The sequence below is a fragment of the Plesiomonas sp. ISS29 genome, from assembly GCF_056522795.1.
This window is the reverse complement of the sequence record NZ_JAWRZQ010000001.1, coordinates 2619798-2642313: the sequence shown is the minus strand read 5'-3', so window position 1 is coordinate 2642313 and position 22516 is coordinate 2619798. Positions and strand designations below refer to the sequence as shown.

Annotated in this window: 18 protein-coding genes, 10 tRNA genes and 1 pseudogene; 23 read left to right on the top strand and 6 right to left on the bottom strand. The window is 46.1% G+C overall.

Annotated elements, in window-relative coordinates:
* Window positions 1–116: 116 nt before the first annotated feature.
* Window positions 117–1616: pseudogene (gene nagE, locus AC1HDJ_RS11845) on the bottom strand (N-acetylglucosamine-specific PTS transporter subunit IIBC); the annotation flags it as partial.
* 361 nt (window positions 1617–1977) lie between these two features.
* Between nagE and nagB the strand changes: the two are divergent.
* The 16 genes from nagB (at window position 1978) to AC1HDJ_RS11765 (ending at window position 10990) form a co-directional block, all read left to right on the top strand.
* Window positions 1978–2778 (top strand): glucosamine-6-phosphate deaminase, encoded by an 801-nt coding sequence (gene nagB, locus AC1HDJ_RS11840; RefSeq protein ID WP_438622113.1) that lies wholly within the window; start codon window positions 1978–1980, stop codon window positions 2776–2778.
* A gap of 32 nt (window positions 2779–2810) precedes the next feature.
* Window positions 2811–3950 carry an N-acetylglucosamine-6-phosphate deacetylase gene (gene nagA, locus AC1HDJ_RS11835; RefSeq protein WP_479535978.1) on the top strand — a complete coding sequence of 380 codons (1140 nt, stop codon included), beginning with the start codon at window positions 2811–2813 and terminating at the stop codon, window positions 3948–3950.
* Window positions 3951–3954: 4 nt separating this feature from the next.
* Complete coding sequence (gene nagC / locus AC1HDJ_RS11830) at window positions 3955–5172, top strand: DNA-binding transcriptional regulator NagC (RefSeq protein ID WP_479535977.1); 1218 nt, start codon at window positions 3955–3957, stop codon at window positions 5170–5172.
* Between the two features lie 121 nt (window positions 5173–5293).
* Window positions 5294–6043 (top strand): HAD-IIA family hydrolase, encoded by a 750-nt coding sequence (locus AC1HDJ_RS11825; RefSeq protein WP_479535976.1) that lies wholly within the window; start codon window positions 5294–5296, stop codon window positions 6041–6043.
* 114 nt (window positions 6044–6157) lie between these two features.
* A complete protein-coding gene (locus AC1HDJ_RS11820; protein WP_479535975.1) occupies window positions 6158–7810 on the top strand; it encodes a cation:proton antiporter domain-containing protein in 1653 nt (550 codons plus the stop codon).
* A 176-nt stretch (window positions 7811–7986) separates the two neighbouring features.
* Window positions 7987–9654: an asparagine synthase B gene (gene asnB, locus AC1HDJ_RS11815; RefSeq protein WP_479535974.1), complete on the top strand. Its 1668-nt coding sequence runs from the start codon at window positions 7987–7989 to the stop codon at window positions 9652–9654.
* A gap of 290 nt (window positions 9655–9944) precedes the next feature.
* A tRNA-Met gene (locus tag AC1HDJ_RS11810) sits at window positions 9945–10021 on the top strand.
* A 7-nt stretch (window positions 10022–10028) separates the two neighbouring features.
* Window positions 10029–10113 (top strand) — tRNA-Leu (locus AC1HDJ_RS11805).
* A gap of 41 nt (window positions 10114–10154) precedes the next feature.
* Window positions 10155–10229: transfer RNA gene (locus tag AC1HDJ_RS11800), tRNA-Gln, on the top strand.
* An 83-nt stretch (window positions 10230–10312) separates the two neighbouring features.
* Window positions 10313–10389: transfer RNA gene (locus tag AC1HDJ_RS11795), tRNA-Met, on the top strand.
* Window positions 10390–10408: 19 nt separating this feature from the next.
* Window positions 10409–10483, top strand: a tRNA-Gln gene (locus AC1HDJ_RS11790).
* 21 nt (window positions 10484–10504) lie between these two features.
* Window positions 10505–10579 (top strand) — tRNA-Gln (locus AC1HDJ_RS11785).
* Between the two features lie 30 nt (window positions 10580–10609).
* Window positions 10610–10686 (top strand) — tRNA-Met (locus tag AC1HDJ_RS11780).
* Window positions 10687–10701: 15 nt separating this feature from the next.
* Window positions 10702–10786 (top strand) — tRNA-Leu (locus tag AC1HDJ_RS11775).
* A 25-nt stretch (window positions 10787–10811) separates the two neighbouring features.
* Window positions 10812–10886, top strand: a tRNA-Gln gene (locus AC1HDJ_RS11770).
* A 29-nt stretch (window positions 10887–10915) separates the two neighbouring features.
* Window positions 10916–10990 (top strand) — tRNA-Gln (locus AC1HDJ_RS11765).
* A 308-nt stretch (window positions 10991–11298) separates the two neighbouring features.
* Here the strand turns inward: AC1HDJ_RS11765 and ubiF are convergent.
* The 5 genes from ubiF to AC1HDJ_RS11740 form a co-directional block, all read right to left on the bottom strand.
* Window positions 11299–12519 (bottom strand): 3-demethoxyubiquinol 3-hydroxylase, encoded by a 1221-nt coding sequence (ubiF, locus tag AC1HDJ_RS11760; RefSeq protein WP_479537128.1) that lies wholly within the window; start codon window positions 12517–12519, stop codon window positions 11299–11301.
* Window positions 12520–12660: 141 nt separating this feature from the next.
* Window positions 12661–13188 carry a flavodoxin FldA gene (gene fldA, locus AC1HDJ_RS11755; protein WP_438622107.1) on the bottom strand — a complete coding sequence of 176 codons (528 nt, stop codon included), beginning with the start codon at window positions 13186–13188 and terminating at the stop codon, window positions 12661–12663.
* Between the two features lie 17 nt (window positions 13189–13205).
* Window positions 13206–13520 (bottom strand): LexA regulated protein, encoded by a 315-nt coding sequence (gene ybfE, locus AC1HDJ_RS11750; RefSeq protein ID WP_438622106.1) that lies wholly within the window; start codon window positions 13518–13520, stop codon window positions 13206–13208.
* Between the two features lie 30 nt (window positions 13521–13550).
* Window positions 13551–13772 carry a DUF2788 domain-containing protein gene (locus AC1HDJ_RS11745; RefSeq protein ID WP_438633718.1) on the bottom strand — a complete coding sequence of 74 codons (222 nt, stop codon included), beginning with the start codon at window positions 13770–13772 and terminating at the stop codon, window positions 13551–13553.
* A gap of 61 nt (window positions 13773–13833) precedes the next feature.
* Window positions 13834–14598, bottom strand: coding sequence for an alpha/beta fold hydrolase (locus AC1HDJ_RS11740; RefSeq protein ID WP_479535973.1), 765 nt, complete (start codon window positions 14596–14598; stop codon window positions 13834–13836).
* Window positions 14599–14687: 89 nt separating this feature from the next.
* On the opposite strand from AC1HDJ_RS11740, the gene seqA reads away from it, so the two are divergent.
* The 7 genes from seqA (at window position 14688) to phbB (ending at window position 22317) form a co-directional block, all read left to right on the top strand.
* Complete coding sequence (seqA, locus tag AC1HDJ_RS11735) at window positions 14688–15209, top strand: replication initiation negative regulator SeqA (protein ID WP_479535972.1); 522 nt, start codon at window positions 14688–14690, stop codon at window positions 15207–15209.
* A 25-nt stretch (window positions 15210–15234) separates the two neighbouring features.
* A complete protein-coding gene (pgm, locus tag AC1HDJ_RS11730) occupies window positions 15235–16881 on the top strand; it encodes a phosphoglucomutase (alpha-D-glucose-1,6-bisphosphate-dependent) (protein ID WP_479535971.1) in 1647 nt (548 codons plus the stop codon).
* 321 nt (window positions 16882–17202) lie between these two features.
* Entirely contained in the window at window positions 17203–17403 is a 201-nt protein-coding gene (locus AC1HDJ_RS11725) for a DUF2517 family protein (protein WP_479535970.1), read from the top strand.
* A 280-nt stretch (window positions 17404–17683) separates the two neighbouring features.
* Window positions 17684–18634, top strand: a complete 951-nt coding sequence (locus AC1HDJ_RS11720) for a YbgA family protein (protein ID WP_479535969.1) — start codon at window positions 17684–17686, stop codon at window positions 18632–18634.
* A gap of 180 nt (window positions 18635–18814) precedes the next feature.
* A complete protein-coding gene (gene phrB / locus AC1HDJ_RS11715; protein ID WP_479535968.1) occupies window positions 18815–20248 on the top strand; it encodes a deoxyribodipyrimidine photo-lyase in 1434 nt (477 codons plus the stop codon).
* A gap of 156 nt (window positions 20249–20404) precedes the next feature.
* Window positions 20405–21166 carry a Nif3-like dinuclear metal center hexameric protein gene (locus tag AC1HDJ_RS11710; protein ID WP_479537125.1) on the top strand — a complete coding sequence of 254 codons (762 nt, stop codon included), beginning with the start codon at window positions 20405–20407 and terminating at the stop codon, window positions 21164–21166.
* Window positions 21167–21570: 404 nt separating this feature from the next.
* The gene (phbB, locus tag AC1HDJ_RS11705; protein ID WP_479535967.1) at window positions 21571–22317 is read left to right on the top strand and encodes an acetoacetyl-CoA reductase; all 747 of its coding nucleotides are present in this window, start codon (window positions 21571–21573) and stop codon (window positions 22315–22317) included.
* Window positions 22318–22516: the final 199 nt, after the last annotated feature.

The window sequence follows — 22516 nt, the reverse complement described above, 5'->3', positions numbered from 1 at the left end:
AAAACTCCTCAAATTAACGCAAAATAGTCCCAAAAGCCTGAAAAAAGGGCGAGCAGGCTATAAAACCCAGCCCGTAAGGGCTGGGAATGTGGAAAGGTAAACGTGGAGAGGTATTACGCTTTAGCGGTAGGAATGGTGACGTGAGTCAGGTCTTCAGTTGCAGGAATACGCTTCATTTCCGTTGCGATGATCTCAGCTTGTGGGCCAAGAATAACCTGCAGGTTAGTTTCGCCAAGTTTCACGACACCTTTAGCGCCTAATGCTTTCAATACGCGCTCATCAGCCAGACTACGGTCTTTCATAGTCAGACGCAGACGAGTGATACATGCATCAACAGTCACCAAGTTAGCGTGGCCACCCAGTGCTTTCAGGTATTTTTTTGCCAGTTCGTGGTTATCGCTTGATACCACTTCAACCAGTGAGTCTTCTTCGTCATCTTCACGGCCTGGTGTTTTCAGGTTGAATTTAACGATAGCGAAGCGGAACACGAAATAGTAAATCGCTGAGAAGGCAAAGCCTTGTAGGATCAGCATGTACCACTGTTGTGCCAACGGGTTACGTGAAGAGAGCACCATATCGACCAGACCTGCACTGAAACCGAAACCGGCAATCCAATGCATAGAGGCGGCGATAAAGACAGAAACACCGGTCAAGAATGCATGGATAACATACAGTACAGGTGCAACGAACATGAATGAGAACTCTAGCGGCTCAGTCACACCGGTAAAGAACGCTGCAAATGCAGCTGCCAGCATGATAGAAGCAACTTTATCGCGGTTCTCAACTTTTGCGGTGTGGTAAATTGCTAATGCAGCACCTGGCAAGCCAAACATCATGATTGGGAAGAAGCCAGCTTGGTACATACCGGTTACACCCAGTACCGCTTTACCTGCTTCGATAGAGGCCTGACCGCCGAGGAAGTTAGGGATATCGTTGATACCTGCCACATCGAACCAGAACACAGAGTTCAGTGCGTGGTGCAGACCAACAGGGATCAGCAGACGGTTGAAGAATGCATAGATACCCGCGCCCACAGGGCCCATACCTTGAATGCCTTCACCGAAGCTTACCAGACCGTTATAAATTACCGGCCAAACGTACATCAGCACGAAAGCAACGGCAATCATCAGGAATGAAGTTAAAATCGGAACCAGACGACGGCCGCTGAAGAAGGCCAGCGCTTTGTGCAGCTCAACGGTGCTGTAACGGTTATACAACTCAGCAGAGATGATACCGACCAGAATACCGATGAATTGGTTGTTAATTTTACCAAATGCGGCAGGCACCTGATCCATAGGAATACCCTGGATCTGAGATACTGCAGCAGGAGAGAGCAGAGTGGTCAGCACTAAGTAACCGACAAAACCAGTCAGTGCAGCAGAACCATCTTTATCTTTAGACATACCGTAAGCAACACCGACTGCGAACAGCACAGACATGTTGTCGATAATCGCTGAGCCTGACTTGATGAAAAATGCCGCCAGTGCACTATTGCCACCCCATGCAACAGGGTCAATCCAGTAACCAACCCCCATTAAAATGGCGGCGGCTGGCAGTGTGGCAACTGGTACCATCAATGCACGGCCTACTTTTTGAAAGTATCCTAAAATATTCACGTTGGTATCCCCTATTTCGGTTTCCAAACCAATAATATCTGTCTTCCAGATGTGCTGTCTTTTGCAACCTGTTCGATATGTGATCACTCAGTTTCAGTGTTGACACCATTGAATGCCACTCTCGAAACCACTTTTTATGCCGATCTTTTACTGAGTATGACCGAGTGTAATAGTTTTATTTTGCCTCGCAAATTAAAACCCCCTTGTTTGTGATCATAGTCACCGAGGAAGGGCAATAAACAGGCAATTTGCTAGCTAGATCATAAAACTTATTTTATCATTCAAAACATGCTCCAATTTGCGATAAGCTCACACAATAAATACGATTTTACTCAATTTAGATCAGTTAAAGAGGTATATAATGCGTTTGATTCCGCTCGCAACAGCTAAAGATGTTGGACTTTGGTCTGCCCGTTACATTGCCGATCGTATCAATGCCTTTAAGCCGACTGCTGAACGCCCATTTGTGTTGGGGCTGCCTACCGGTGGAACGCCACTGGCAACTTACAAACGTCTGATTGAATTACATCAAGCAGGTGAAGTGAGTTTTGCCAATGTCGTTACGTTTAACATGGATGAGTATGTCGGCTTGCCGAGTGATCATCCGGAAAGCTACCACACTTTCATGCACAGCAACTTTTTTGATCACATTGATATTAAACCAGAAAATATTAATTTACTCGATGGTAATGCTGCGGATGTTGATGTTGAATGTCGCCGTTATGAAGATAAGATCAAATCTTACGGGAAAATTAACCTGTTTATGGGCGGTGTGGGTAACGATGGCCATATCGCGTTCAATGAGCCAGCCTCTTCTCTCTCTTCACGTACCCGTATTAAAACGCTGACTGAAGATACTCGCATTGCCAACTCCCGTTTCTTTAACGGCGACATGACACAGGTGCCTAAGTACTCACTGACTGTTGGTGTCGGTACACTGCTTGATTCTGAAGAGATCATGATTTTGGTCACCGGCCACGGTAAAGCGCAAGCTTTGCAAGCTGCAGTTGAAGGCAGCGTAAACCATTTGTGGACCATTTCTGCTCTGCAGCTGCATCCAAAATCAATGATGGTGTGTGATGAACCATCAACGATGGAACTGAAAGTAAAAACGGTAAAATACTTTCGTGAACTTGAAGCCATCAACATCAAGCATCTGTAAGCATTAAAGAATTCAACAAAGGTTATAGACGTATGAAATACGCACTCGTTAATTGCCGGATCTATACCGGTTACCATATTTTAGACAATCATGCTGCTGTCATTAATAACGGCATGGTTGAAATGGTTTGCCCAATTGCTGAGTTACCAGCAGGCATTGAAACCCACGATCTTGAAGGCGCAAACCTTAGCCCTGGGTTTATTGATCTGCAACTTAACGGTTGTGGCGGTGTGATGCTCAATGATGATGTTTCTGAGCAGACCATCGAAATAATGCATAATGCCAATCTTAAATCTGGCTGTACTAGCTTTTTGCCAACACTCATCACTACCAGTGATGAAGAGATGAAGCAGTCTGTTCAGGTGATGCGCAGCTACCTTGCCAAGCACCAGAATCAAGCGCTGGGTTTACATTTGGAAGGGCCATACCTGAATATCGCCAAAAAAGGTATTCACAGCACTGACTTTATCCGTCAGGCTGATGCGCAGATGGTGCAGTTTATTTGTGACAACGCAGATACCGTAACCAAAGTGACGTTAGCCCCTGAATTAGCACCAAAAGCACTGATCAGCCAGCTCGATCAGGCAGGTATTGTTGTTTCTGGTGGGCACACCAATGCAACCTACGCAGAAGCGCGTGCAGGTTTTGATGCCGGTGTTTCATTTACCACCCACCTGTTTAATGCCATGACCTCGATTACAGGCCGTGAGCCGGGGATGGTTGGCGCAATTTTAGATACGCCAGATGTTTATACCGGCATTATTGCTGATGGATTCCATGTTTCATGGTCAAATATCCGTTTAGCACACAAAATGAAAGGTGAAAAACTGGTTTTGGTCACCGATGCCACTGCACCAGCAGGAGCAAACATTGATCACTTTATTTTTGTTGGTAAAAAAGTATATTACCGCGATGGGAAGTGCATCGATGAAAATGGCACGTTAGGCGGGTCAGCACTGACTATGATTGAAGCAGTACAGAACTGCGTACAACACATCGGCATCGCACTTGATGAAGCACTGCGAATGGCTACGCTGTATCCGGCTCGGGCAATTCACGTTGAAGATCGTTTAGGTCAAATCAGCGCCGGAAAAGTGGCTAACCTCACTGTGTTTGATCGTGACTTTACAGTCAAGGCGACTATCGTCAACGGACACTTAGAGCGGCACTAATCTTATGAGCACTGGCGGACAAATAGGCAATGTAGATCTGGTTAAACAACTGAATAGTGCAGCCGTTTATCGTCTGATTGACCAACAAGGGCCTATTTCGCGCATTCAGGTTGCCGATCACAGCCAACTTGCTCCCGCCAGTGTCACTAAAATTACCCGCCAGTTACTTGAACGCGGCCTGATTAAAGAGGTTGAGCAGCAAGCCTCGACCGGTGGCCGCCGTGCAATTTCAATTGTCACTGAAAATCGGCCATTTCACTCCATTGCCGTTCGTCTTGGGCGCACAGATGCTACCATCGCGCTGTATGATTTGAGTGGCCGAACGTTAGTCGAAGATCATGTGGTACTTCCCCAAGAGAGCCAGCCACAATTACAAGCTGATCTCTTTGCATTGATCCAACGTTTTATTGATACCCACCAGCGTAAAATTCGCCAACTAATAGCTGTTTCTGTCACGCTGCCGGGTTTGGTTGATCCTGAAACTGGCGTGGTTGAATACATGCCGCATGTGAGCATTGCGCACTGGCCGCTGGCTGATGCCCTAGTGCAGCAATTTGGCGTTAGTTGCTTTGTGGGGAATGATGTTCGCAGTTTAGCGTTGGCCGAGCACTATTTTGGCGCTAGTCGTGATTGTGAAGACTCGATTCTGATCCGTCTGCACCGTGGTACCGGAGCGGGTATTATCGTGCACGGGCAGATTTTTTTGGGTTATAACCGCAATGTCGGTGAAATAGGCCACATCCAGATAGATCCGCTAGGTGCACCGTGCCATTGCGGCAACTTTGGTTGTTTAGAAACAGTTGCTGCTAATAGTGCGATAGAGCAACGTGCTAGGAAACTGTTGTCTGAAGGGTATCCGAGCAAATATCTTTCGCTTGATGATGTGAATATCCACAGCATCTGCCAAGCTGCCAATAAAGGCGATTTACTCAGTGTTGAGCTGATAGAGCAGGTCGGGCGTAAACTCGGGCAGGCTATTGCCATTACCGTTAACCTGTTTAATCCGCAAAAAGTCATCATTGCTGGAGAGATCACCGAAGCACAGAAAGTGCTATTTCCGGCCATCTCCAGTTGCATCCAGACCCAATCACTCAAAGCATTTCGGCAAAAGTTGGTGGTCGAGGCCTCAGAATTGTACGATAAACCCACTATTGGTGCGTTTGCCCTGATTAAGCGCTCTATGCTTAACGGCATACTGCTACAGCGTTTACTCGAGCAGTAATCAGCAGAAAATATCTTTTATACATCACGTAAATAGCGCTCTCTTCCTATAGAGTGGTTCTCTGCATGGTATAATTTTGAGCTGCGTAATCACGCAGCCCATTAGCTGTGACGGAGATGGCATGAAAAAAAGCGTGATCTGTGATATTGACGGTGTGTTATTGCATGACAACACCGCCGTACCCGGTGCAAAAGAATTTTTAGCCCGTTTGATAGAGAAACAAACTCCTTTGGTCATTCTGACCAACTACCCGGTACAAACTGCGCAAGATTTGGCCAATCGCTTTCACTCAGCCGGTTTACATGTACCGGAAAGTGCCTTTTATACCGCAGGCATGGCTACGGCAGATTTTCTCAAGCGTCAGGAAGGGAAAAAAGCCTTTGTGATTGGCGAAGGGGCGTTAATTCATGAGTTATACAAAGCCGGATTTACCATCACTGATATCAACCCTGATTTTGTGATTGTCGGTGAAACGCGCTCTTATAACTGGGATATGATCCATAAAGCGGCCCGTTTTGTCGCCAATGGTGCACGCTTTATTGCTACCAACCCAGATACTCACGGGCCCAGTTATTCACCTGCTTGCGGTGCGTTATGCGCGCCGATTGAAAAAATTACCGGCCGGAAACCCTTTTTTGTTGGTAAACCTAGCCCGTGGATTATCCGTGCGGCATTGAATAAAATTCAGGCGCATTCAGAAAGCACACTGATTATTGGTGATAACCTGCGAACCGATATTTTGGCCGGATTTCAAGCCGGATTAGAGACCGTTTTAGTACTCTCTGGCGTGTCAAAACGTGCCGATATTGAAGCGATGCCGTTTCGCCCGAACCATGTTTTCGACTCGGTTGCCGAGATTGATATCATATAAAGTGTCATGCTTTACGCTGTAATGTTATCAGCAAAATAGTATTTTCATGTCTCTCTGCGTTATCCCTACATTTATACGGACAGGTCAGCACCGCTGGCCTTTTGCAAGGATACAATGACCGATTCTCACTCTCTGTTAATTCTGATTAGCGTGGCATTTATTGCTGGTTTTGCGGTGCAACGGCTGGGTTTACCCCCATTGGTTGGGTTTTTATTGGCTGGATTTGGCTTGCACTCGGCCGGTTTTCAGTCAATGGCACTGCTGACCGATATCGCGGATATTGGCGTTATTTTGCTGCTCTTTACTATCGGCCTAAAATTGGATATTCGCCAGTTACTGCGCTGTGAAGTTCTTGCCGGTGCAACCGGTTATACCGCGTTATCAACCATTGCTATCGCGCTATTATTGGCACTGCTTAAAATGGGCGGATTGGCATTGGCTCAAAGCTTAAATGCCAGCCACTGGTTGCTGCTTGGCTTTGCGCTGAGTTTTTCTTCCACCGTACTTGCTGTAAAAAATATGCAAGAGAAAGGGGAGTTAAACAGCACATACGGGCGTTTGGCACTGGCTATTTTGGTGATCCAAGACCTGTTTGCCGTGCTGTTTTTAACTATTTCGACAGGGAAAACGCCTGAAATATGGGCGTTGGCACTGTTACTGCTGCCGTTGTGTCGGCCACTGATGTTCCGTGTTCTTGATAAATTAGGCCACGATGAACTTCTGGTACTCGGAGGTATCTTCTTTGCCCTAATTATGGGGGCTGGATTATTTAGCCTGTGTGGGTTAAAGCCAGACTTAGGTGCGCTGGTTTTGGGCATGTTGCTTGCTGGGCATTCGCGCGCTTCAGAGCTGTCAAAATCACTGTTTAATTTAAAAGAGCTTTTTTTGATCTGCTTTTTTCTTAATATTGGGTTGGAAGAGAGCCCAACGTGGGAAGGGTTGGGAATGGCGCTGCTGCTGGTGCTGTTTTTACCGCTCAAAGCCGGATTATATTATGCTATTGCCCGCCTATTTCGCTTTCGAATTCGCACCAGCCTGCAATTAGCCATAAATCTATGCAATTACAGCGAATTTAGCCTGATTGTCGGCGGGATCGCCGTAAAACAGGGCTTAATCAGCAACCATTGGCTAGTCGTACTAGCGTTGAGTACCGCGCTCTCTTTCCTCATTGCTGCCCCGATAAACCGGCAAACGGATCGTATTTATACCTATTTACGCGCAAAAGCGAAACCTGATGAAAATCGGCAATTGCATCCTGATGATCGTTTGATTGATCCGGCTCAGGCAAAAGTGCTTATTTTAGGGATGGGGAGAATCGGCACGGGCGCATACGATGAGCTGCGTGAGCGATATGGCGATATTTTGCTCGGTATTGAATCGAACCCTGAAACCGTGTCAAAACACCGTGATGCCGGTAAAAATGTCATTCAAGGTGATGCTACAGACCCCGACTTTTGGGAGCGTATCCGCCCGCGTGGTAATGTTCGCCTGATTTTACTGGCTATGCCACATTGGCAGGGAAATCACTTTGCTCTGGCCCATTTACAACATCGCCACTTTAATGGGCGAATTGCTGCCATTGCTGAGTATCAAGATGAAATTAACACTCTGGCAGAGTCAGGGGTTGATGCGGCATTTAATATTTATAACGAAGCCGGCAGCGGTTTTGCTCGGCATGTCATTACGCATTTAAATACCGATCAACTGCTTAATCGTTTTGATGATGACATAACAAAAATCCCCGCAGTGCGGTTGCATAATATGTAGGTCTTCGCAGATATCAGCCCAGCCTTTTCTTTACTGGGCTTTTTTTTCGCAAAATGCTTGCAAAAAATTCACGCGTTGGCACATTGAATAAACAAATCATTAGCAGAAAGCTGACATTCACCACCATGATGTTGCTCTTCGGCTGATTAACACTATTACGAGCAAGGAAAGAGCGTATGTGTTCCATTTTCGGTATTTTAGATCTCAAATCAGACCCGTCAGAGTTGCGTAAAAAAGCGCTAGAGCTCTCAAAACTGCTTCGTCATCGCGGCCCTGATTGGTCGGGTGTGTATGCCACCGATAAAGCCATTTTAGTGCATGAGCGTTTAGCCATTGTTGATGTAAATAACGGTGCACAACCGCTGTTTAACGCAGATAAAAGCCATATTTTGGCAGTAAATGGTGAAATTTATAACCATAAAACCTTGCGTGATACCCTGCCTGATTATGCGTTTCAAACCGAGTCTGATTGCGAAGTCATTCTGGCGCTGTATCAGGAAAAAGGCCCTGAATTCCTCGATGAACTCTACGGTATGTTTGCGTTTGTTCTGTACGATGAAAAACAAGATGCTTACCTGATTGGTCGCGACCATATGGGAATTATCCCTTTGTATATGGGGCATGATGAGTTTGGTAATCTCTATGTCGCCTCCGAGATGAAAGCATTGGTGCCAGTCTGCCGAACCATTAAAGAGTTTCCGGCGGGATCATTTATGTGGAGTAAAGATGGCCAAATCCGCCAGTATTACCAACGTGATTGGATGGTGTATGACAACGTCAAAGAGAACCACACCGATAAAGCCGAGTTAAAAGAGGCCTTTGAAGAGGCGGTAAAAAGCCATTTGATGTCAGATGTTCCGTACGGCGTACTATTGTCTGGTGGGCTGGATTCATCAGTGGTCTCGGCAATCACCAAAAAATTTGCTGCCCGCCGTATTGAAGATAATGAACAGAGTGAAGCGTGGTGGCCTCAGTTACACTCGTTTGCCGTAGGGTTAAAAGGCTCACCTGATTTGGTTGCAGCGCGTGAAGTGGCTAACCACCTAGGTACAGTGCATCATGAAATTCACTTTACCGTGCAAGAGGGGCTAGATGCTATTCGTGATGTCATCTATCACATTGAAACCTATGATGTTACCACTATCAGAGCCTCTACTCCGATGTATCTGATGGCCCGAAAAATTAAAGCGATGGGCATTAAAATGGTGCTGTCGGGTGAAGGTTCAGATGAAGTGTTTGGCGGATACCTCTATTTCCACAAAGCGCCAAATGCCCGAGAGTTACATGATGAAACGGTGCGTAAACTGGCCGCATTGCACATGTTTGATTGCGCGCGTGCCAATAAAGCGATGGCAGCCTGGGGCGTAGAGGCACGTGTGCCTTTCCTTGATAAGCGTTTTCTTGATGTCGCTATGCGCATCAACCCACAAGATAAAATGTGCGGTAACGGTAAAATTGAAAAGCATATTATTCGTGAATGTTTTGAAGGTTATTTGCCGAGTAGTATTGCATGGCGGCAAAAAGAACAATTCTCTGACGGTGTGGGATATAGCTGGATTGATTCGCTAAAAGCACAGGCCGAAGCGCAGATAACACAGCAACAAATGGAAACTGCACATTTTCGTTTCCCTTATAACACGCCATCAACCAAAGAGGCTTATGCTTATCGGGTGATCTTTGAAGAGCTGTTCCCGCAGCCGAGTGCTGCTGAGTGTGTTCCCGGTGGCCCTTCAGTAGCCTGTTCATCAGCTAAAGCCATTGAATGGGATGCGGCATTTAAAAATATGGCCGACCCTTCTGGTCGTGCTGTGGCGGGTGTTCACGTTGATGCGTACAAAGGTTAGGCAATATCGGGAATAAATCTGATATTGCACTGATATATAACTAACAGCACTAAGCCATTGGATAAATATAAAGTGCTGTTGGTTGCTTTTGATTCGGCTCTGTTTTTGCTACCACGGCAGAATAACCGATTAATATTTAACCTTTTATTGTTTTTTTTTCAGCAAACTGGTCGTAAGACAAGCAAACAGTCCAAAATTGGAAAGTTGGTTATAAAAAAGGGTTGACGGTTTTCGCTGGGATACGCATAATGCGCCCCGCAACGCCGATAAGGTGATGTGAAATTTGAGATGGCTATGTAGCTCAGCTGGTTAGAGCACAGCACTCATAATGCTGGGGTCACAGGTTCGAATCCCGTCATAGCCACCATAAATTCGCGGAAGTGGCGAAATTGGTATACGCACCAGATTTAGGTTCTGGCGCCGCAAGGTGTGTGGGTTCAAGTCCCACCTTCCGCACCATATCGCTTTAAAGGTTGTTGAGTAACACAGTTTTAGATAATTGGGGTGTCGCCAAGCGGTAAGGCAGTGGGTTTTGATCTCACCATGCCCAGGTTCGAATCCTGGCACCCCAGCCATCTTTCTTGATAAAACATCTGTTAAACGGTGTTGGGTCAGTCAGAAGGTTAATCTAAGACAACAGAATTTGCGTAAATTGAATGGCTATGTAGCTCAGCTGGTTAGAGCACAGCACTCATAATGCTGGGGTCACAGGTTCGAATCCCGTCATAGCCACCATTAACGAAAATTCACCATTTGGGGTGTCGCCAAGCGGTAAGGCAGTGGGTTTTGATCTCACCATACCCAGGTTCGAATCCTGGCACCCCAGCCAAATTAATATTGAATGCCCAGATGGGGTGTCGCCAAGCGGTAAGGCAGTGGGTTTTGATCTCACCATACCCAGGTTCGAATCCTGGCACCCCAGCCATTCAATAAAAGAGTTAAAAAATATCGTGTAGGCTATGTAGCTCAGCTGGTTAGAGCACAGCACTCATAATGCTGGGGTCACAGGTTCGAATCCCGTCATAGCCACCATTATATTTAAGTTTTGCGGAAGTGGCGAAATTGGTATACGCACCAGATTTAGGTTCTGGCGCCGCAAGGTGTGTGGGTTCAAGTCCCACCTTCCGCACCATTAAATTAAGTTAGTATTACACCATTGGGGTGTCGCCAAGCGGTAAGGCAGTGGGTTTTGATCTCACCATGCCCAGGTTCGAATCCTGGCACCCCAGCCATATTTCAGTGACAAACAAAAAATCCCAGATGGGGTGTCGCCAAGCGGTAAGGCAGTGGGTTTTGATCTCACCATACCCAGGTTCGAATCCTGGCACCCCAGCCATTTTATGGTTAGCTATCTTTAACGTTAGATAGATGATTTTTCTGTTTTGTTTTATGGAAAGTGTATTATTAATATCTAAAATGTTAGTAATAACATTGAATTAAAATGGTTATAAACAAAAAGCCCGCTTACTAGCGGGCTTTTTGTTGTCTGTTATTTGAGGGTTGAGCCGGATAACCACATGACTAAATGCACCGAATCTAGTCATGTAGTAATTTACTTATTATTTGCTGATTCATTTATCCACGTTGTTTTTTCTTTTTTCTTTTTTCTTTCTTTCTTTCTTTCTTCTATGTGACTTGTGGGTATTACAGGCCGAGTGCGTATTTTAGTGCCTGACGTTTTAGTGGGCCTGATTTATCAGCAACCAGCAAGCTTAAGTTTCTGAGCAGTTGCACCGGTTTTAGCTCATTACTGAATAGGGTGTAGAAAAGATCCATTCCTGACTGCATTAACAGGTTATCGGGCTTGCGCCGCCGTTCGTAGCGCTGTAATACCTTCAAACTGGCAATGTCCTCTTGGTGCGCTAATGCACCGTTAAGTACCTCAAGTAGCACCTGAACGTCTTTAAAGCCTAAGTTTACGCCTTGTCCAGCCAGCGGGTTAATGGTATGCGCAGCATCACCAATAATGGCTAGTCCGGGGAGTACGTAGTGCTGGGCATGTTGTCTGACTAATGGAAAATACCCGCTGGCGATCACTTCACACTCACCAAGCCGCGAGGGAAAGGCTTGCTTGATTTGGGCGTGCAACTGTTGCGGGTTGAGTTTGGCCAGTTGTTGTATTTTGCTGGGGCTGTCATACCACACTAGAGATCCATAGTGGCCGTGCAAAGGCAAAAATGCCCGCGGGCCAGTGGGGTAGAATTTTTGCCAAGTAATGTCTTGCTGAGGCTGTGCGGTTTTAATGCTAATAAGCAGGCACGATTGCCGATATTGCCAACCAGTGAGGCCTATATGTGCCTGTTGTCTTACGTGCGAGTGCGCGCCATCTGCGCCAACTAATAAACGGGGTTGCAGTATTTGCTGGTTATCAAGTGTGATTTGCCAGCCTGCCGGAGTTGAGCGCATATGTTGAATATGTTGCGGGCATAGCAGGGTGATATTGGGCTCAGTTTCCAGAGCCTGCCACAGTGCTAGTTGAATCAGGCGGTTTTCGACGATATGCCCGAGCTCTGCAACATTCAGCTCATTTGCCGAGAAGCGGGTGCTCGCACCTTCCCACTCCCAGGTTTCGAGGTGGCGATACGGGCAGGTGCGCATGGCCAGAATGTTTGACCACACATTGAGTTTTTCAAGCAGGTTAACTGAAGCCAGACTGATAGCTGAAACACGCAGATCAGGCAGAGAATCAGCTTCCCATGGTTGTGGTTTGGTTTGTTCAATCAGCGTAACGTGCAGGCCTAAACGAGCAGCACCAAGTGCAAGTGCTGCTCCGACCATGCCGGCACCCACCACAAGTAAATCAGGTTGGACAGTGTCAGATTGTATTGTGGATGAGGCATCTGGAGTGTGAGTGGCATTGTGCATCATGGTGAGTACCTGATGAGTCAGTGAATATTTTGAACAATAGCGCGAGTTTATCGAATTTTTATCTTTTCTGCTGCGAACTACGGGTGAACGGGCATAAAAAAACCCGTAAAAACGGGCTTTTTTATCGCAGATGATTGTTTAGTCATCAAGTTCAGCTAAGCACATCTCTTCATAAACCTGTTTGACCCAACCATCAACACGCTGAGCGGTTAACTCTGGTTGACGGTCTTCATCAATGCACAGGCCGACAAAATGCTTGTCATCACTCAATGCTTTTGATGCTTCAAAGTGATAACCCTCGGTTGGCCACTGTCCGACCAGTATTGCACCACGTGCTTCAACGATATCGCGTACCGTTCCCATAGCATCACAGAAGTACTCAGCATAGTCTTCTTGATCGCCACATCCGAAGATAGCAACCAGCTTATTGGTAAAGTCGACTTCTTCAAGAGTAGGGAAGAAATCATCCCAATCACACTGGGCTTCACCGTAATACCACGTTGGGATACCGAGCAGCAGCAGATCAAAGTTATTGATGTCTTCTTTGCTACTCTTGGCAATATCACGGACATCAACCAGATGTTTGCCAAGCTGTTTTTGGATCATCTTGGCGATGTTTTCGGTATTGCCGGTATCGCTGCCAAAGAAAATTCCTACACTTGCCATTCTCTCTACCTTAATGTCTATTTTGTGCTGTCAGTATGATTAAGTGCGAACTCTGCCGCGTCTAAACCCAATCTTTCCAACAAAATACGTTCGATTAATTCACCGCGGCTCAACGCATGATCGTGAGCCAGTTCATTTAATGCCGCTACCACTCGGCTGTCGATTTTTAGCTCGATTCTGCGCAGCCCTTTCGACTTATCCCGCTTAAGTTGGTTGCGTTTATTGATGCGCAACTGTTCGTGACGAGGAAGCGGGTTTGTTTTCGGCCGGCCAGGGCGGCGTTCATCTGCAAATAAATCCAGTGTGGTACGGTCTGTATTCTCTTTTGCCATTTAAACTACACGTGCTGCTCTTGCGAAGACTCAACCAACCCCAGCGCCCTCCCAGAGCAACTGGATCAGACCTTTGGCAACAAAACCCGCACAGCCAAGGAACAAAACTAACCAGACAATGCGGCGGCCAAATGGGGGTACATTGCCACGTTTCAACACATCTTGTATTGCCATTCCGATAAAAAAGAAGATGACAATAAAAAAGAGGTTAAGGCCGATAGCCTCAAGCGTTTCCATGTGTCGATAAATCATCTGGCAATTCCATTTTGCCGGCAAATATAGGCGTGAACTATATCATAGCGTCTGCGCCCTGTTAACGGGAATCCGTCAGCAAAAAGCGACGAATTGCCCGCAGAACGGCATCGGGTTTTTCTGCATGCAGCCAATGGCCGGTACCGGCAATCACATGCGCTTTTGCTGAGGGGAACTGGCGCATAATCTGTTCACGGTGTTTATCTTGAATATAAGGTGATAATTCGCCCTTAATAAAGAGTGCCTGCCCTTGCCATGGCTTGCCTTCTTGCCAACCGACAATGTTGGCATACTGGTTTTCCAGCGCAGTCACATTAAAACGCCAGCGGCTTTCTGCGCTGGCATCAAATGATTTTAACAAAAATAAGATGACACCCTCTTCCTTTAAAAACGGCTGCATCAGGCCGACAGCCTCACCACGGCGAGTAGGTTTCGCTTGGCTGACCGCGTGCAGTGCGCGAAAGACGTTATCGTGACGCCGAACCTGATAATCAACCGGTGACATATCTAATACAACCAGATGATCCACACGATCAGCTGCTGTCTGTGCGATCTTCATGGCAACTTTGCCCCCCATGGAGTGCCCGATAAAGCTTGCAGAAGCAATATTAAGGTGATCGAGTAGGGCAATAATGTCATTGGCCATCAGATTGTAGTTCATCTGATCACTGAAAAAGCTCTGCCCATGGTTACGAAGATCAACTTGTACGATATGATGATCTTTAACCAGATCACGCGCGAGTAATCCTAAGTTATCTAACGTGCCAAATAGGCCATGAATGAGCACTAAAGTGGGACCTTGTCCCTGTTGTTTGTAGTTGATCATAAGCTAAACCGAGTTGGTGTATAGAGAATCATGGCCTGAGAAGGTATAATCACGCAGTTATTCATGCAAGAGAACGATATTGGATCGACATGAAAATCATTGAAGTAGACGAAGAGCTGTACCGCTATATTGCAGGCCATACTCAGCATATTGGTGAGAGTGCCTCTGAAATTTTACGCCGCATGCTGAATTTGTCACCCAATACTGAGCCACGTAGCCCAGGGATCGTGGTAAGCAGTGATGCGGGAAAAGAGAATGCTGTAGATCGTGTACGTGCCGTTCGTGAGCTGTTGTTATCAGACGAATACGCCGCACAAACCAAAGCTATTGGCCGCTTCATGCAGATCCTCTCTTTTTTGTACTCGCTCGACGCACTGGGTTTTACCGCAGCAAGCGAAGAGTTGCGTGGCCGTACCCGTGTCTATTTTGCAGAAGATGAAGCAACACTGCTGCTGCACGGCACACACACAAAACCTAAAGCAATTCCGAACACACCGTACTGGGTTATCACCAATACTAATTCTGGCCGCAAACGCGCTATGATCGAACAGATCATGGGTGGCATGCAGTTTCCATCGGAGCTGACAGAGAAAGTTTGCAGCACCATTTGAGTTGAGCGTTAGGGAGTAACGCCGTATGGCAATTCATCCTCGGGCTGGGCAACAAGCCCGGCAAGATGATCTGATCAATATCGGTCAGCTTGTTTCTGAATACTATGTTTTACAGCCTGATGCTACCAATCCTGCACATGCCGTTCAGTTTGGTACCTCGGGTCATCGCGGTAGCTCAGCGAGCTGCAGTTTTAATCAATCGCATATTCTTGCTATTGCACAAGCTATTGCTGAAGTTAGGATTAAACAGGGGATTTTAGGCCCGTGTATCGTGGGTAAAGATACTCACGCCCTGTCAGAACCCGCTTTTATCTCAGTGATCGAAGTACTGATCGCCAACGGTGTGCAGGTTATTGTTCAAGAGAATAATGGCTTTACTCCCACACCTGCCGTCTCTTACACCATACTGTGTCATAACAGTGCCAATGGTGCATTGGCTGATGGCATTGTTATTACACCTTCCCATAATCCGCCGCAAGACGGTGGTATTAAGTACAATCCGCCAAATGGTGGCCCTGCTGATACCAATATTACAAAAGTGATTGAGCAGCGCGCCAATGATCTTATTGCTGATAATCTGGCTGATGTACGCCGTATACCCTTTAGCGAAGCGTTGAACAGTGAACTGTTGCTGCAAAAAGATCTGGTACAAGCTTATGTCGAAGATCTGATCAATGTTGTTGATATGGAAGCCATCCGCAATGCGGGCTTGAAACTTGGCGTAGATCCACTCGGTGGCGCCGGGATCGAATACTGGAAGCGTATTGCAGAGCACTATCAGCTTGATCTCACGCTGGTTAATGATCAAATTGACCCCTCTTTTCGCTTTATGCCGCTGGATAAAGATGGCGCTATCCGTATGGATTGCTCCTCACCGTACTCCATGGCCGGTTTGCTGGCACTAAAAGATAAATTTGATCTGGCATTTGGCAATGATCCTGACTATGACCGCCATGGTATCGTCACCCCAGCAGGTTTAATGAACCCAAACCACTATCTGGCTGTTGCCATTGATTACCTGTTTAGCCATCGCCCACAGTGGAGCACTGAAGTGGGTGTGGGTAAAACACTGGTCTCAAGTGCCATGATTGATCGTGTGGTTGCCGCGTTAGGGCGCCGTTTGGTTGAAGTGCCGGTTGGTTTTAAATGGTTTGTTGATGGTCTGCATGAAGGCTGGCTTGGCTTTGGTGGCGAAGAGAGCGCCGGAGCATCATTCCTGCGTTTTGATGGTAGTGCGTGGTCAACAGATAAAGATGGCATCATTTTGTGCCTGTTGGCCGCTGAAATTACCGCAGTGACGGGGTTAAACCCGCAACAACATTATGCGCAGTTGGCCGAAAAGTTTGGTCAACCTTATTACTCACGTATTCAGGCGGTTGCTGACAGCGCACAAAAAGCTATTTTAAGCCGGTTATCGCCGGAAATGGTCAGTGCTGATTCACTGGCGGGTGATCCGATTATTGCCCGCTTAACCAATGCGCCGGGTAACAATGCCCCAATTGGTGGGTTGAAAATTGTCACCCAGAATGGTTGGTTTGCTGCTCGCCCATCAGGTACTGAAAACGTTTACAAAATTTACTGTGAAAGTTTTGTGGATGAAGAGCACCTGAAGCTGATTGAAGCACAAGCAGTGCAGATTATTGATAATATTTTAGCCGAAGCGCTGGCCTGAAGAGAAAAGGGCAGTACTTATGAGGGATGATGAAACATCCATGTTTTAGAACGCATGTGTCATCATCACCTATCTAATCTTACGCAATAAGCCGCATTGATTCAGTACAGATAACAAGCACACTGTTTTCGAACGTGTGCTTTTTTATTTTATTTCTCAATTGTTTTTATTTTGATCCATTATGTAAAATAATTACAAAAGTAACCCATAACCGGTGACTTTTAGCACAAATTGATTAAAAAATGTGTAGTAAACTTACGTATTACTGATTACACTGAACCTCATAAAATTAAGAATAATTTCTTGTTTGGAGGGTGTTTTATGTACCAGAAGTTTCCACTTGTTCAGGTTCTTCTGCGCCGTACTGGCGTATTGGTTGCAGGCTCTCTGGCATTGCCTGTGATGGCTTTTCATCCTAATCGTGCTCGTTTTTATAGCTATTTACACCGTGTTTGGAGTAAAACTAGCAGTAAGCCGGTCTGGTTAGCGAGTTCAGAGCGCAGTATCCGCGATTTCTATTAATAACCTTTTTGTTTATAGTGCAGTGCTTATCTAATCATTGCGTTGTAAGAACAGAAAAAGCCTTCATAGTGATGAAGGCTTTTTTTTATGGCAAAAATTTATGGAAAAATGGTATAGCCCTGCAATTTTGCATCAAACTGAATATACAGGCTAAAAATATCCTTCATAGTGTATATACTCTGCTTTGGTACCCACCGGTTATTCATAAAATCGTTAAGCAGCCAGCTGCTTTACATGTATAAATTGAGAAATAAAGTGTTGTCTGCATGGAGGTATGACGATGAGTACATTAATCCCAATTGGTATTAGTGCTTGTACATTGGGGGAAAAAGTACGCTTTGATGGCGGACATAAACGGCTGGTTTTCGCAACCGATGATTTAAAGCCGTATGTGCGGTATTACCCGATATGCCCAGAAATGGCGATTGGTTTGCCCAGCCCGCGCCCCGCAATTCGGCTGATTCATGCCGAACAGGGCGTTCGGTTGGTAGGTAGCAGCCAGCACGATATTGATGTTACCGATGCTATGTCAGCATTTGCGCAGAACAAAGTGCCTGAACTTAGCCACTTGTGTGGTTATATTGTCTGTGCAAAATCGCCTTCTTGCGGTATGGAGCGGGTGAAAGTGTACGATTCCGAAGGAAAAAATGCAGAAAAAAGTGGCATTGGTATGTTTACCCGCACTTTGATGGAAAAATTGCCGTGGTTGCCGGTTGAAGAAGACGGGCGTTTAAATGATCCAGTTCTGCGTGAGAATTTCGTTACCCGTATTTTTGCCCTACATGATTATAACCAGCACTGTGCTGCGGGTATGACGCGCGGTAAACTCGTGGCGTTTCACAGCCGCTATAAGTTGCTACTGTTGGCGCATAATCAGGCTGAATATCGTGAATTGGGTAAAATGATTGCCGATCTTGATGCTATGCCGTTTGATCAATTGTTGATTGAATACCGTAATAAACTGATGGCTGCGCTCACCTACAGAGCCTCACGCCGTAACCACACTAATGTGCTGTATCATATTCAGGGCTATTTCACCGATAAGCTTACTGAAAAACAGCGCGCCGAACTATCCGGTTTGATTGAGCGTTACCGTTTAGGTACACAGCCCTTGCTTGCACCAGTAACTTTGCTGCGCCACTACCTGCAAGAGCACCCTGATGAATATTTAGGGCAGCAAGTCTATTTTGACCCTTATCCTGAAGCGCTGCTGCTGCGTTACGGCAGTTAATCAAACGCCGTGAGTCTTGCGTGATTCACGGCGAAATCAGCCAGACCGTATTGGTTTACAACCGGTTTTACCGATACGGTTATCCCCACTAAGTTTTCTTTATTTCTCAATGTTCTACATATCAATATATCTATAATTTGTGAATTTAATCAATAATATAGAATAGGATGATATACCTGTATGAATCATTTGGTCTGGTTTAGGCATGATTTGCGTACACTGGATAACCGCGCGCTTTCAGCCGCGTGTGCTGATCCTGCCGCACAGGTTTTTGCATTGTTTATTGCTACTCCCCAGCAGTGGGCTGAGCATGCAATGTCGCCGCGTCAGGCCGAGTTTATCCGGCAAAATGTTGAACAACTTGCCGAACAGTTGGCCACATTAAAGATCCATTTTCTGTATCATGAAGTGGGGTCTTTTGCCGATGTTCCGGCCGTATTAGCGGAAGTGGCCACAGCACACAACATTAATGCGCTGTTTTTTAATCGCCAATACGAGTGGAATGAGCTGCAGCGTGATACTGCTGTTATTACCAAGCTCATACCGAGCGTGCAGTGCCATGCGTTTGATGATCAGCTGTTAACTACGCCGGGAACGGTAAAAACCGCCTGCGGTGAGATGTTTAAAGTCTTTACCCCGTTTCGTCGTTCGCTGTTGGCACAGCTTTCCTCTTGCGATACACAATGTTTACCGGCACCCCCCATGCGCGTTGTATCTGAGGCGGATACGCTTATTGCCGATACCGTAAAACCCTTTAGCTATCCGTGTGAAATCAATCCTTTTTTTCCAGCAGGAGAACAGGCTGCACTGCAGCGCTTACGCCTGTTTTGCCACCAACATGCGCCCGATTACCAGCAGTTGCGTGATATCCCCGCATTACCGGCAACCAGCCGTTTATCGGCCTATTTAAGTGTTGGCGTACTCTCGGCACGGCAGTGTCTCAACCGGTTACGGTTAGCGCATCCCGATGATTGGATCAGAGAGGGAAGTGGCTGTTTTAGCTGGCTCAATGAACTGATTTGGCGAGAGTTTTACCACCATCTGCTGGTGGCCTACCCGAAACTATGCCGTTATCAGCCGTTTCTTGTCTGGACTGATCATGTGCCGTGGAAAAATGATTCTGTTTTACTAAGCGCATGGCAACAGGGAAAAACCGGATACCCGATTGTTGATGCCGCCATGCGCCAGCTCAATGCCACCGGCTGGATGCACAACCGTTTACGTATGATTACTGCCAGCTTTTTTACCAAAGATTTACGGCTTGATTGGCGTTTAGGTGAGCGCTATTTCATGCAGCAGTTAATTGATGGCAACCTTGCTGCCAATAATGGCGGATGGCAATGGTCGGCCTCTACCGGTACCGATTCCACACCTTATTTCCGTATCTTTAACCCAACCACACAAGGGCAGCGGTTCGATCCGCAAGGCCATTTTATCCGTGAATGGCTGCCTGAACTGAGCAACGTGCCGGATAAGTTTATTCATACCCCGCACTTGTGGGCTGAGAAAACGCAGGTTGTACTGGCATATCCTTTGCCGATTGTTGATCACACTTTGGCACGTAAAGACACATTAGCCGCATTTGAGCAGGCAAAACTATTCTCAAAAGTATGATTCATTAATATTTCAATGTTTAACCCAAACGGTAAAATTTAACAAATTTACCGTTTGGCTCAGTATTTTGTTAAAAACTGAGCATGGTATGATACAAACCCTCGGCACTTCCCTATCTGTAATAATAGCCTACGATAATAACAGCCCACTATGATGATGAAAAATACCGAATTAGAACGCTTACTCAACAGTGAACTTAGTGTCAACGCGATTCGCGACTACTGCCCTAACGGGTTACAAGTAGAAGGCCGCTCTGAAATCAAACGGATCATTACCGGCGTAACGGCCTGTCAGGCCTTGATTGATGCGGCAGTAGCTCAAGACGCTGATGCCATTCTCGTGCATCATGGTTATTTCTGGAAAAATGAATCACCTGTTGTCAAAGGCATGAAAAAGCAGCGCTTAAAAACCTTGCTGTTGAATGATATCAACCTGTTAGCCTACCATTTACCGCTCGATGTACACCCTGTTTTAGGCAACAACGCCCAGCTTGCCCAGCATCTTGGTATTGAGGTGAGCGGTGGGCTAGAGCCTGATAACCGTTTTTCAGTGGCACTGCAGGGCCAATTTACCCTGCCAATAACCCCTGAGCAGCTTAATGATCGGCTCACTCATGTATTGCAGCGAACACCGTTACAGTGCAGCAGTGATAATGCACCGGCGCTGATCCAGCGCGTAGCCTGGTGTACCGGTGGTGGCCAGAGCTATATTGAACAGGCCGTAGAAGCGGGGGCTGATGCATTTATCACCGGTGAAGCCTCTGAGCAGACCATTCACGTTGCTCGCGAAATGGGTATCCATTTTTTTGCTGCAGGCCATCACGCTACCGAGCGTTTTGGTGTAAAAGCGCTTGGTGAATGGCTACACAGCGCATACGGTTTACAGGCTACATTTATTGATATTGAAAACCCTGTCTAGTTAAACAATAAATCAAGTAATTAGCGCCTAATTTTATTTTTAGTATAGAGGCAGGCGTTGCATAGTCTCTTTTTATATAAAGTCTTGTGCATACGGTCACTATAGTGAAATATTCAGTAAGTAGCATGCAGTAGTTCGCATGATTACTGTTGATCATTTATTTATTGCACAGTCATGTTGCGAAAAATATTGTTAGATAAAGCACTGTTTTTGCATTTGCCTCTCTCTTTTAGAGTGAGAACGTTTAGCGTGAGAATAGTGCTTAAGGTTGTCTCAGAATATTGTTCACGACTATTTTACCTGACGAGATTTTCCGGTTAATTACCAGAAATATTTGGGTAAAAAGCTGATTATGCAGTGAAATTAACGTTTATTTTATACTATACACGGATGAGGGCTTGCTCATGGATAAGTCGCAAGTATGTTTGGTTACTGGTGGTGCGGGTGGTATTGGTCGTGAGATTTGTCGTCGCATGGCGGTTGAGGGTTTTACCGTTGTTGCCGGCTGTACCAGTCTTGAAGGTAGTAATGCACGTGAATTTGCGCAGGAAATAGAGCAAAACAATCTTAATATCGTTTTACGTGCATTTGATGTCAGTGATTTTGATGTATGTCAGCGTACTATTTTGGATATTGAAGAGACAGTCGGCCAGATAGCCGTACTGGTCAATAATGCTGGTATCACGCGTGATGGCACCTTGCGTAAAATGAGCCGTAATCAATGGGATGAAGTGCTCTCAGTGAACCTAGACAGCGTATTTAACCTGTCACGTGCCGTTATTAATCCGATGCTTGAGCGTCAGTATGGCCGTATTATCAATATTTCGTCGATTAACGGGCAAAAAGGGCAGTTTGGCCAGTGTAACTATGCTGCGGCAAAAGCAGCAATGTATGGTTTTAGTAAATCACTGGCGCAAGAAACTGCATCAAAAGGGATCACCGTTAATTGCATCTCCCCTGGTTATATTGAAACAGACATGATTTTGGCTATTGATGAGCCAATTCGTGAAAGTATCCGTAAGCAAATTCCGGTACAACGTTTCGGTCAGGCAAGTGAAGTTGCTCGTTCAGTGGCGTTTCTAGCAGCACCTGAGGCTGGTTTTATTACCGGCGCAAATTTAGCCATGAATGGTGGCCAGTACATGGATTAACCTGCCATAATCAATGGCACAACACGCAAAAATTGCAAAAATAAAAGCCTCAATGTAAATGCATTGAGGCTTTTTTCTGTCTGCAGTTTGACCGGTTATTCCCGCAAAGCTGTTATATTTTTGCTGCCGTAATGCTGTTTAGAAGAGCCTTATGTCGTCTAAACACGGTTTTGTGTTTATAGCGTTATTGCCAGCACGG

Coding starts and splice junctions, on each gene's coding strand:
- nagB (WP_438622113.1), top strand. CDS start 1,978: ATGCGTTTGATTCCGCTCGCAACAGCTAAAGATGTTGGACTTTGGTCT.
- nagA (WP_479535978.1), top strand. CDS start 2,811: ATGAAATACGCACTCGTTAATTGCCGGATCTATACCGGTTACCATATT.
- nagC (WP_479535977.1), top strand. CDS start 3,955: ATGAGCACTGGCGGACAAATAGGCAATGTAGATCTGGTTAAACAACTG.
- AC1HDJ_RS11825 (WP_479535976.1), top strand. CDS start 5,294: ATGAAAAAAAGCGTGATCTGTGATATTGACGGTGTGTTATTGCATGAC.
- AC1HDJ_RS11820 (WP_479535975.1), top strand. CDS start 6,158: ATGACCGATTCTCACTCTCTGTTAATTCTGATTAGCGTGGCATTTATT.
- asnB (WP_479535974.1), top strand. CDS start 7,987: ATGTGTTCCATTTTCGGTATTTTAGATCTCAAATCAGACCCGTCAGAG.
- ubiF (WP_479537128.1), bottom strand. CDS start 12,519: ATGCACAATGCCACTCACACTCCAGATGCCTCATCCACAATACAATCT.
- fldA (WP_438622107.1), bottom strand. CDS start 13,188: ATGGCAAGTGTAGGAATTTTCTTTGGCAGCGATACCGGCAATACCGAA.
- ybfE (WP_438622106.1), bottom strand. CDS start 13,520: ATGGCAAAAGAGAATACAGACCGTACCACACTGGATTTATTTGCAGAT.
- AC1HDJ_RS11745 (WP_438633718.1), bottom strand. CDS start 13,772: ATGATTTATCGACACATGGAAACGCTTGAGGCTATCGGCCTTAACCTC.
- AC1HDJ_RS11740 (WP_479535973.1), bottom strand. CDS start 14,598: ATGATCAACTACAAACAACAGGGACAAGGTCCCACTTTAGTGCTCATT.
- seqA (WP_479535972.1), top strand. CDS start 14,688: ATGAAAATCATTGAAGTAGACGAAGAGCTGTACCGCTATATTGCAGGC.
- pgm (WP_479535971.1), top strand. CDS start 15,235: ATGGCAATTCATCCTCGGGCTGGGCAACAAGCCCGGCAAGATGATCTG.
- AC1HDJ_RS11725 (WP_479535970.1), top strand. CDS start 17,203: ATGTACCAGAAGTTTCCACTTGTTCAGGTTCTTCTGCGCCGTACTGGC.
- AC1HDJ_RS11720 (WP_479535969.1), top strand. CDS start 17,684: ATGAGTACATTAATCCCAATTGGTATTAGTGCTTGTACATTGGGGGAA.
- phrB (WP_479535968.1), top strand. CDS start 18,815: ATGAATCATTTGGTCTGGTTTAGGCATGATTTGCGTACACTGGATAAC.
- AC1HDJ_RS11710 (WP_479537125.1), top strand. CDS start 20,405: ATGAAAAATACCGAATTAGAACGCTTACTCAACAGTGAACTTAGTGTC.
- phbB (WP_479535967.1), top strand. CDS start 21,571: ATGGATAAGTCGCAAGTATGTTTGGTTACTGGTGGTGCGGGTGGTATT.